11 protein-coding genes and 1 pseudogene are annotated in these 8,500 nt (G+C 34.4%); 2 read left to right on the forward strand and 10 right to left on the reverse strand.

Annotated features, from left to right (window positions below; genetic code table 11):
- From ACKI4K_RS01230 to ACKI4K_RS01250, 5 genes and pseudogenes are all read right to left on the reverse strand, one after another.
- A pseudogene (locus tag ACKI4K_RS01230) lies at nt 1-226 on the reverse strand (hydrogenase expression/formation protein HypE); the annotation flags it as partial.
- Nucleotides 227-329: 103 nt separating this feature from the next.
- Nucleotides 330-704 (reverse strand): 30S ribosomal protein S8e, encoded by a 375-nt coding sequence (locus ACKI4K_RS01235; protein WP_407421468.1) that lies wholly within the window; start codon nt 702-704, stop codon nt 330-332.
- A gap of 191 nt (nt 705-895) precedes the next feature.
- Nucleotides 896-1,135 (reverse strand): hypothetical protein, encoded by a 240-nt coding sequence (locus ACKI4K_RS01240; protein WP_407421470.1) that lies wholly within the window; start codon nt 1,133-1,135, stop codon nt 896-898.
- A gap of 2 nt (nt 1,136-1,137) precedes the next feature.
- Nucleotides 1,138-1,593: a hypothetical protein gene (locus tag ACKI4K_RS01245; RefSeq protein ID WP_407421472.1), complete on the reverse strand. Its 456-nt coding sequence runs from the start codon at nt 1,591-1,593 to the stop codon at nt 1,138-1,140.
- A gap of 85 nt (nt 1,594-1,678) precedes the next feature.
- Entirely contained in the window at nt 1,679-2,026 is a 348-nt protein-coding gene (locus ACKI4K_RS01250) for a hypothetical protein (RefSeq protein WP_407421473.1), read from the reverse strand.
- Between the two features lie 199 nt (nt 2,027-2,225).
- On the opposite strand from ACKI4K_RS01250, the gene ACKI4K_RS01255 reads away from it, so the two are divergent.
- Complete coding sequence (locus tag ACKI4K_RS01255) at nt 2,226-2,909, forward strand: DNA polymerase domain-containing protein (RefSeq protein ID WP_407421475.1); 684 nt, start codon at nt 2,226-2,228, stop codon at nt 2,907-2,909.
- A 38-nt stretch (nt 2,910-2,947) separates the two neighbouring features.
- The gene (locus ACKI4K_RS01260; RefSeq protein WP_407421477.1) at nt 2,948-3,640 is read left to right on the forward strand and encodes a TIGR02253 family HAD-type hydrolase; all 693 of its coding nucleotides are present in this window, start codon (nt 2,948-2,950) and stop codon (nt 3,638-3,640) included.
- 21 nt (nt 3,641-3,661) lie between these two features.
- On the opposite strand, the gene ACKI4K_RS01265 is transcribed toward ACKI4K_RS01260, so the two are convergent.
- The 5 genes from ACKI4K_RS01265 to hemB all read right to left on the reverse strand — a co-directional run bounded on the left by ACKI4K_RS01265 (nt 3,662) and on the right by hemB (nt 8,450).
- The gene (locus ACKI4K_RS01265) at nt 3,662-4,435 is read right to left on the reverse strand and encodes an exodeoxyribonuclease III (protein WP_407421479.1); all 774 of its coding nucleotides are present in this window, start codon (nt 4,433-4,435) and stop codon (nt 3,662-3,664) included.
- Nucleotides 4,435-5,976: a phenylalanine--tRNA ligase subunit alpha gene (locus ACKI4K_RS01270; RefSeq protein WP_407421481.1), complete on the reverse strand. Its 1,542-nt coding sequence runs from the start codon at nt 5,974-5,976 to the stop codon at nt 4,435-4,437. Before ACKI4K_RS01270 ends, ACKI4K_RS01265 begins: the two co-directional genes overlap by 1 nt.
- 119 nt (nt 5,977-6,095) lie before the next feature.
- The gene (locus ACKI4K_RS01275; protein WP_407421482.1) at nt 6,096-6,419 is read right to left on the reverse strand and encodes a hypothetical protein; all 324 of its coding nucleotides are present in this window, start codon (nt 6,417-6,419) and stop codon (nt 6,096-6,098) included.
- Between the two features lie 151 nt (nt 6,420-6,570).
- A complete protein-coding gene (locus ACKI4K_RS01280) occupies nt 6,571-7,449 on the reverse strand; it encodes a triphosphoribosyl-dephospho-CoA synthase (RefSeq protein WP_407421484.1) in 879 nt (292 codons plus the stop codon).
- Nucleotides 7,449-8,450, reverse strand: a complete 1,002-nt coding sequence (hemB, locus tag ACKI4K_RS01285; RefSeq protein ID WP_407421486.1) for a porphobilinogen synthase — start codon at nt 8,448-8,450, stop codon at nt 7,449-7,451. Before hemB ends, ACKI4K_RS01280 begins: the two co-directional genes overlap by 1 nt.
- Between the last annotated feature and the right edge of the window lie 50 nt (nt 8,451-8,500).

The raw sequence follows: 8,500 nt of genomic DNA on the forward strand, positions 1-8,500 counted from the left end.
CAATATCCCCCCCAGGGAAGAATAATGGATCAATAGTATGACCATCAGTTGTAAAAACGATTTCATAGTCGCCTAATGGAATAGATGCGCCATCATCTAAAGCATCTAAACTAATACCACCATTTACACTCTTTTTTGTGATATTATCTAAAACAGTACTGGCAATTAAATTAGCCATTACCTCTCCACCAGCACCATGATTCATATTAACTTTATCATCTGACATATGTATCTCCTAAAAAAAACTATTAATGAAATAATATATGTCAGTACAAGTATATAATTTTAGTTAAAAAAATTTAAAAAAAAAGAATTTAAAGAGAATATCTTTAAATTAAAATTCCGTTAATAACACCATCCTGACCAGGTCTGGATGTTACTTTAGCATTACCTTCAGGGGTTTCTACAATAGCACCTTTGGTAATGATGTTCCTTCTTACGTAGTTAGGGTTTGCAGTGTTTTCGACTACACCAAGAATATCTACTACTTGGGTTTTACCATTAGCATCAGTAACATTGATTTTATTACCAGTAGCTAATCTGAGTTTTTCGTTTCCACCACGGGTTCTGATTTTTCTTAATCTTTTTTCATCTAATCTAGTTTCAGCAGGATCTCTGCCTAACTCGGATTTCCTTTTTCCACGGTTTGCAACATTTCTTGCACCAGATGGACTTCTTGTTGATTTTCCTTGAGAAATTGCCATTATTTCACCTCAATAAATATAATATATTAAATAATAATCGTGTCAATAAGACTCTTTCAATTAAAACTGTAAGCAAGAAAAAATAACAGTTTAATTCTGAGAGCAATAAAGAGCCCTAAAGAATAATGATAATAAAATATTACTTTATCATTATATATAAACTTTTATTTTTTAGAGTAAAAATAGGGATTTTATTTTCTATTCTTCAAAATAAACTCATCAATCAATTTATCAAAATCTTCTTCAGAGAGTTTTTCATCAGAAGCAGCATCTAAAATTTTCTGGATTTCACTTTCAGATACCGAATCTCCTAAAAAATCGACCAATAATTCTCTCAAGTCATCATCATCAATGTATGCCTGGTTATTTGAAGATAATTTCTCAGAATTACCCTCCAAATCTAGAATGTAGTATGGGATTTCTTTATTCATAATCAATCCTCATCATTAATAAATTCATAATAAACAATACCATAGGGATCATCATCAAAAAACCATTGGGTAGGTTGTGGGATGTGTTCCTTAACTTCCATAAATTCATCATCATTTTCAAAATCGGAACGTTCGACTTCAATTACAATATTGAGATTTTCACCGATGTCTTCAACATCAATACCCAATTTATTAAAATCAATTACCAATTCCCCATCAGAATCTTGTGGCACGACAATGACAATCTCCTCCCCAAGAGTATTGTTATCCTCTTCATCGTCAAGAACTATTATTTCCTCATTTCCTTTAAATAACTCTATAGAATTTTTTTCATTGTTACTGGCAAGCAGATACCCTTTAGCAAATAATTCTTCAATATCCAAGCTACATCTAGGACAAATAAAGCTTTTTTCAGTTAATTCACTTCCGCATGAAGGGCAATAATATATTTTAACCATAGCCATACCTCAAAAATTAATGTTAATAATTATTTAACAAGTAATATTTAAAAGTATTTTAAAAAAAATAAAATAAGACACTAATCTAGTAATTAGTATCCATTAAAAAGTTCAGTTCCGGAATCCCATATCTGTTCTCTGACTTGATAGAACATATTTTTAAATCTTCAATGAACATTATGAAAGATAGAAAAATGCTGTCACAGTCAATAGCTATTCTAACATTTGCATTCTCCAACATGCATTTTGAGACATTAAACACATCAGAAGCCCCATCAACAAATACGGAGCAGGGAATATTATTCTTATCAATAGTCAAGAATATTCCATCTGAAATGCTATAGTCTGCACAATACCTATTTTTTCCATCAATTTTTCCAACGAAAGTGTCGTTTATCTCATCATAACTTGATATCAGTCTTTTAGTTTTCATAATAAAACCTCACACATAGTATAGCTTTAATAACCTATAATCTAAACCCAAGAGCATCTGAAAAGTAATATAATAACTTAATTTGAGAAATAAAACAATCTAAAGGCAATAATATTAAAATTAAATTATAAAATTGATTTAGAAAAATATTATTAACATCAAACATAAATATTAATATATCAATGAAAAGGTGTCCCAATTGATAGAAGAAACAAAAGAACAATTAGCTTTGGAAGCTGAAATTAAGGCTCAAGCCCAAAAATTTATTACATATCTCAATTCAACCCTTCCCGAAAGCATGGAACTTGAATATGAAGGTTTTTACAGAAGAGGATTTTTCGTAAGCAAAAAGAGATATGCAGTTATTGAAGATGGGGAAATTATAGCCAAAGGATTGGAATTGGTAAGAAGAGACTGGGCACCAATCGTTAAACAAACTCAAGAAGCTGTTTTAATGGCCATTTTAAAAGAAGGAAATTCTGATAAAGCCATAAAAGAAGTTAAAAAAGTATTTAAAAAGATCAAAAGTGGTAATGTTGACAACAAAGAATTAATTATCCACACCCAAATCACCAAACCACTTGACCAATACAAACAGGTTGGACCACACGTAATTGCCGCAAAAAGAATTGAAGAACATGGAATCAAGGTTACACGAGGGACAATCATACAATACATAATTGTTAAAGGAAAAGGTTCCATTAGCCAACGCGCAATTCCTTATGAGTACAGTGAAGGATATGAATACGACAAAGATTACTATATCAACAATCAGCTGATTCCCGCCATAGAAAGAATAATGTATTCATTCGGATACTCAAAAAAAGACTTGGAAGACATGGCACGTGGAGAAGTCCAACAAAGTTTGGATGCATTTTTCTAAAAAGATTTATTAAAGAGTATTGCATAAATTAGAATTATATGATAAATAATGATGAACGTGTTGTTTTTTTTGATGTGGACGGCACATTGCTTGACACATCCGCATTTGCTGAAACTGCAAGAAAAGCAGCCATTGGATTAATGGTAGATAACGGTTTGCCTTTAGATAAAGACGAAGCATATGGTGTTTTAAAAACCATTATTCGTGAAAAAGGTTCCAATTATGGTAAACACTTCAATGTATTGACCCAAGTCGTATTGGGCCATGAAGATCCAATGCTTGTAGCGCTTGGGATGATTACATACCACAATGTTAAATTTGCACTTTTAAGACCATTTGCAGACACAATTGATACTTTAATTTATCTTAAAAGCCAAGGTTACCGATTAGCAGTAATCTCAAATGGAATTACCATAAAACAATGGGAAAAATTAGTTAGATTGAATGTATATTCCTTTTTTGATGAGGTAATAACATCCGAAGAGGTGGGTAAGGAAAAGCCCGACAAATTAATCTATGACGTTGCACTTAGAAAAATGAATGGTAATCCTGAAAAATCCGTTATGGTCGGAAATAAATTTAAAGAAGATGCGCTAGGCGCCGTCAATGCAGGATTAAGTGCGATTCTTGTAAACTCCGACGTTACAGAAGAGGATAGGGATTACATCAAAAAAGAAAAATTAGACATTACCATTATTGAAGACATTGGTGATATTAAAACAATATTATAAATCACCAAATTAACCTATTTTTTAAAAATCAAGTTCCAAAGTTACCGGACAGTGGTCTGAACCATATATTTCATTTAAAATTTCGGCCGATTTCACATTATCCCTGATTTCCTCATTTACATAAAAGTAATCAAGTCTCCAGCCTGCATTTCTCTCACGTGCACGGGTTCTGTAGCTCCACCATGTGAAATTGTTTTCCCCATCATCAAACATTCTGAATGTATCAACAAAACCTGCCTTTTCAAGTTCATCCAGCCATGCCCGCTCTTCAGGCAAATACCCGGATTTGCCTTCACAATTCTTAGGATTGTAAACATCAATCGGATTGTGGGCAATATTGTAATCCCCAGTAATGACAATATTCTCACCCTGATTTTTAAGTTCAACCAATTGCTCCAACAAGGCATTGCAAAAATCAACTTTAAAATCAAGGCGTTTAGCTTCCATGCCGCTGTTTGGGAAATAGATATTGAACAGAATAAAGTCAGGATACACAATTTTCAAAACTCTACCTTCGCCGTCAAGTTCATCGATTCCAAGGCCTTTAATGACATCAACAGGTTCTATTTTAGAGTAAGTTGCAACTCCACTGTATCCCTTCCTTTCAGCTTCATTAAAACATTTATGAAATCCATCAACATTGGCTAAATTTTTTGGAATTTTATCTTGACTAGCCCTAACCTCTTGAAAGTTAATAATATCTGCATCAGTACTATCAAACCAGTCCCAAAATTCATCTTTTTTGGATACTGCCCTAATACCATTCACATTCCAAGATATGAGCTTGATTGACATTATAATCTAACTCCCTTCTCAAGAGGCAATTCTCGAAGCCATTTAATATCACTTTTGTAAAGCATACGAATGTCTTCAACATCATATCTAATCATTGCAAGTCTTTCAATTCCCAAACCAAAAGCCAGTGCAGGTTGGTTGATTCCTAATGGCTTTAATACTTCAGGCCTGAACATTCCTGCTCCACCAAGCTCAATCCAACTTTCCTTTTCCTCCAAATAGATTTCAGTTTCTGTTGATAAATAAGTGTAAGGGAAATAAGCTGGTCTGAATCTTACTTCAAAACCTAATTTTTTATAGAATTCCTTCAAAGTACCTAAAAGATTCTGATAACTGATTCCTTCATCACAAACAAGCCCTTCCACCTGATGGAATTCCGGCAAGTGCTTGTAGTCGAAAGTTTCTCTTCTGAATACCCTTCCTACAGAAAACATTTTGATTGGTGGTTCATGTTCAAACAAATGTTTTGTAGATATTCCTGTTGTATGAGTTCTCAGAACACTTTGACGTGCAATATCCTCATTCCAATCATATTGCCATCCAATAGAACCTGTATCCGCTCCGGTTTCGTGAGTTTCAGCAGTCAATCTTACTAAATCCATATCCGGCAAATCACAGGTTAAAGGATTTTTGAGGTAAAATGTGTCTTGCATTTCACGTGCCGCATGATCCTGAGGTTGGAAAAGAGAATCAAAATTCCAGAATGCGGATTCGACATATTCCCCCTTGTCTTCTGAAAAACCCATGTTCAGAAATATTTCCCTTATTTCGTCAATGATTACTCTCAATGGGTGTTTTTTGCCTGCAAATACGGTAGGGGCTTCAGCATTAATATCATATGGACGGTACTGTAAACTTTTCCATTGCCCATCCTTTAATTGTTCATGAGTTAACTGAGTTGCTTGTTCTTTAATCTCAAAACCGTGTTTAAGTATTTCTTCACCTTTAGGTAAAATTATAAAAGAATGTGAGGTTTCTTTTTTAATGTTTAAAATATTTTTCCTGCCTGCAAGTTTTTTAACACCATTAAGTAAATTATCAGTGAATAATTTAACGCCGTCGGCATTTGCTTTAAGATACTCCAGGGTTTCCTCATCTATGTCCATTTTGGATGCAAAATCCTTACCGAAATCTGTTATGGTCACCACACCATCCTCGATGCTGGCCCAGTTCTTACGGCGCAGCCATCCGATAGCTATGTTGGCTTCCTTTTTGTCAATATCGGCTTCATTTGATAAGTCTTTCATAGGAATATGGTCCTTAGTGACTAAAGCATCCAATATCCTACGTTCCGGAAGCCCTTTTTCAGCATATTCCAATCCATCACCAGTCAATGAATAGATTTCTTCAACATCCTTATGCATTTCAATAATGTCTTTTGATGCAAGGGAACCTGCAGCACTCATTACAGATTTAATATCCATGCCAGTATTTTCAGCAATTTCCACCGGAGTTGCCTCATGATTTGCTTCCAGTTCCTTTAAAAGTATCTTTTCATAAATATGCAATTCTCTAATGGTTTTTTCAATATCCTCACTCATTTAAACACCATCATTTAAGATTAATAATATAATAATATATGTTTAAAGTGATTTATAAATATAATGTAAAAATTAAGAATTCATATATTTTAAAAAAAAAAGAATAAAAAAAGCAGTAATCAGAATATTATTCTATTACCAGTCCAGTCAATTTCATTAAAAGCATCAGCTTTCTTTTCATCTTCAAGATATTGTGCCATATCCCGGTACAATTTAACCCTAAAGATATCAGGATAAGCTATATATAGTCTATCTCCATTAGATTTGGATTCCTTCATATATGTTTGCTGAAACTCAATGACACTGTCATCATCCTTGTGGAAGTGATGAACTTCATTTGCACATAATATCTTGAAATGTACAAAATCATCTTTCAACAGCTCATTAACCAAGTCATCGATTAAAGGAGGGTTATCCGCATTTTTATTATATCTGATTTCCATATCCACCAACTACCTAAAAATTATCGAATTTCAAACAAGACATTTTGTTGATATGATTCCTTGAACCATCATATAAATTAGTTGTTCTGATAGATTTTTTGAAGAAATTCTTTAAGTTAAATAATTATTTTAAACTAATCGCTTATATAACTTATTCAAAATTCGATTTCAAATAACTAACGAATATTGATGCTGCAGTCAAGTCAGCAGTAGTTCCCGGATTATATTTATTTTTAAACAGATAATCATCAAATTCCTTAAGCTTATCCTTAAAATCAGGGGCATCTTTCAAGTTAAGCAAATCCCTTGTCATCATAGATATTTTTAAAGCATCATCAGAACCGTATTTTCTTGAAATTAAAGTATCCGGAACCTGTGAAAGTATTGTCAGGAATGTCAAAACACATGCATCGTTTTGAGATTTTTCATTTCTTAATTTGTGATAAGTCGGATAACCTATTTCGAAAACGGCAGGCATGTCCGAAGTCATCTCACGGGCCAGCATGTCCCAAGGAGCTGAAATTTTTAAAACATCATACATTGTCTGATTATTATCTCTCAATTCCTGTTTTGCATTATCGCTGGCCACATCATATTCATCCTGATCACCCATCCCACCAGCATCGGCAATATTAATCGCATCATACAAGTCACATGCATCATCAACAGACGTATTTGCCATCAATAACTTAACATTTCCGCGAATGTCATCAAATGAATCGCTTATTGCCGCTGCAACTGCAATTGGAGTGGTCATCATTACAATTCCCAGGTTGGTATTGTTCTTAATCCATCTGTCGGTTTCAGCAACTGCCTGCAGGATGTATTTGCCAAGCAGCGGATTTTTCACATCAACATCTGTACATGCTTCTCGAATGGTATCCCCAATTACAATACCGCTTATTACAAAGTCCTCAAATTCCATGTCATCATAGTCACGGGTTCTGTGAACATTACCCGGTTTTGGATATCCGCTCACCTCAAGCGCTGATGCGATTTGTGCGATTTTAGCAATTTCATTAGCCTTCATTAAATCAACTCATTTAAAAGCAAGTATGGTGCGAAGTTTGTGATTATCAAGTCTGCCCCCGCCCTTTTAATGGACAAAAGTGATTCCAGAATGGCGCGTTCTGTTAAAAATCCCTTTTCAATGGCGGCCATAATCATGGAATACTCCCCACTTACATTATAGGCAACCAATGGCAACATGAACTCATCCTTTACCATGCGAACAATGTCCAGATATGGAAGTGCAGGTTTTACCATCAGGAAATCTGCCCCTTCAATAACATCCAACTCGCATTCACGGATTGCCTCTACTGCATTTCCAGGATCCATCTGATATGATTTTCTATCACCCAAATGTGGTGATGAGCATGCCGCAACCCTGAACGGCTCATAAAATGCAGATGCATATTTGGCTGAATAGGACATTATCATAACATTTGTGTAACCGTTTTCATCCAAAGTCTGTCTGATTGCACCAACCCTCCCATCCATCATATCTGAAGGTGCCACGATATCCGCTCCGGCTTCTGCATGGGAAAGGGCCACTTTGGCAATGTATGGAAGTGATTCGTCATTCAATATTTCGATTCCATCATCAGTATCGTCATTTACAACAATCATGCCGCAATGGCCATGAGAAGTGTATTGGCATAAGCAGACATCGCTTATTACAACAAGATTGGTTTCCTTTTTAAGCTTTCTAATAGCTTTTTGAACAATTCCTGTTGCCGAATAGTCGGGAGAAGCTATTTCATCTTTGGTTTCCTCCTTTGGTATTCCGAATACAATGATTGATTTCAAACCTTTGGCTTCAAGCTGCTTTGCAAATTCAACTCCCGCATCTAAAGAATATCTGAATTCACCTGGAAGGGATGAAATTTCTTCCTTTTCCATATCCTTAAGCTCTTCCTTAAAATAAATCGGATAAATCAAATCTTCTTTTTGAAGTTTAGTTTCACGGACAATGTCTCTTATTTTAGCATTTTTCCTTAATCTTCTCATTCTTGTTGTGGGAAATTCCATAATAATCACTTAAATATCAGTTACTTATCACTTTTGTAAATAACATATTA

Source organism: Methanobrevibacter sp. (assembly GCF_045644645.1).
In the GTDB taxonomy this organism is placed as follows: domain Archaea; phylum Methanobacteriota; class Methanobacteria; order Methanobacteriales; family Methanobacteriaceae; genus Methanocatella.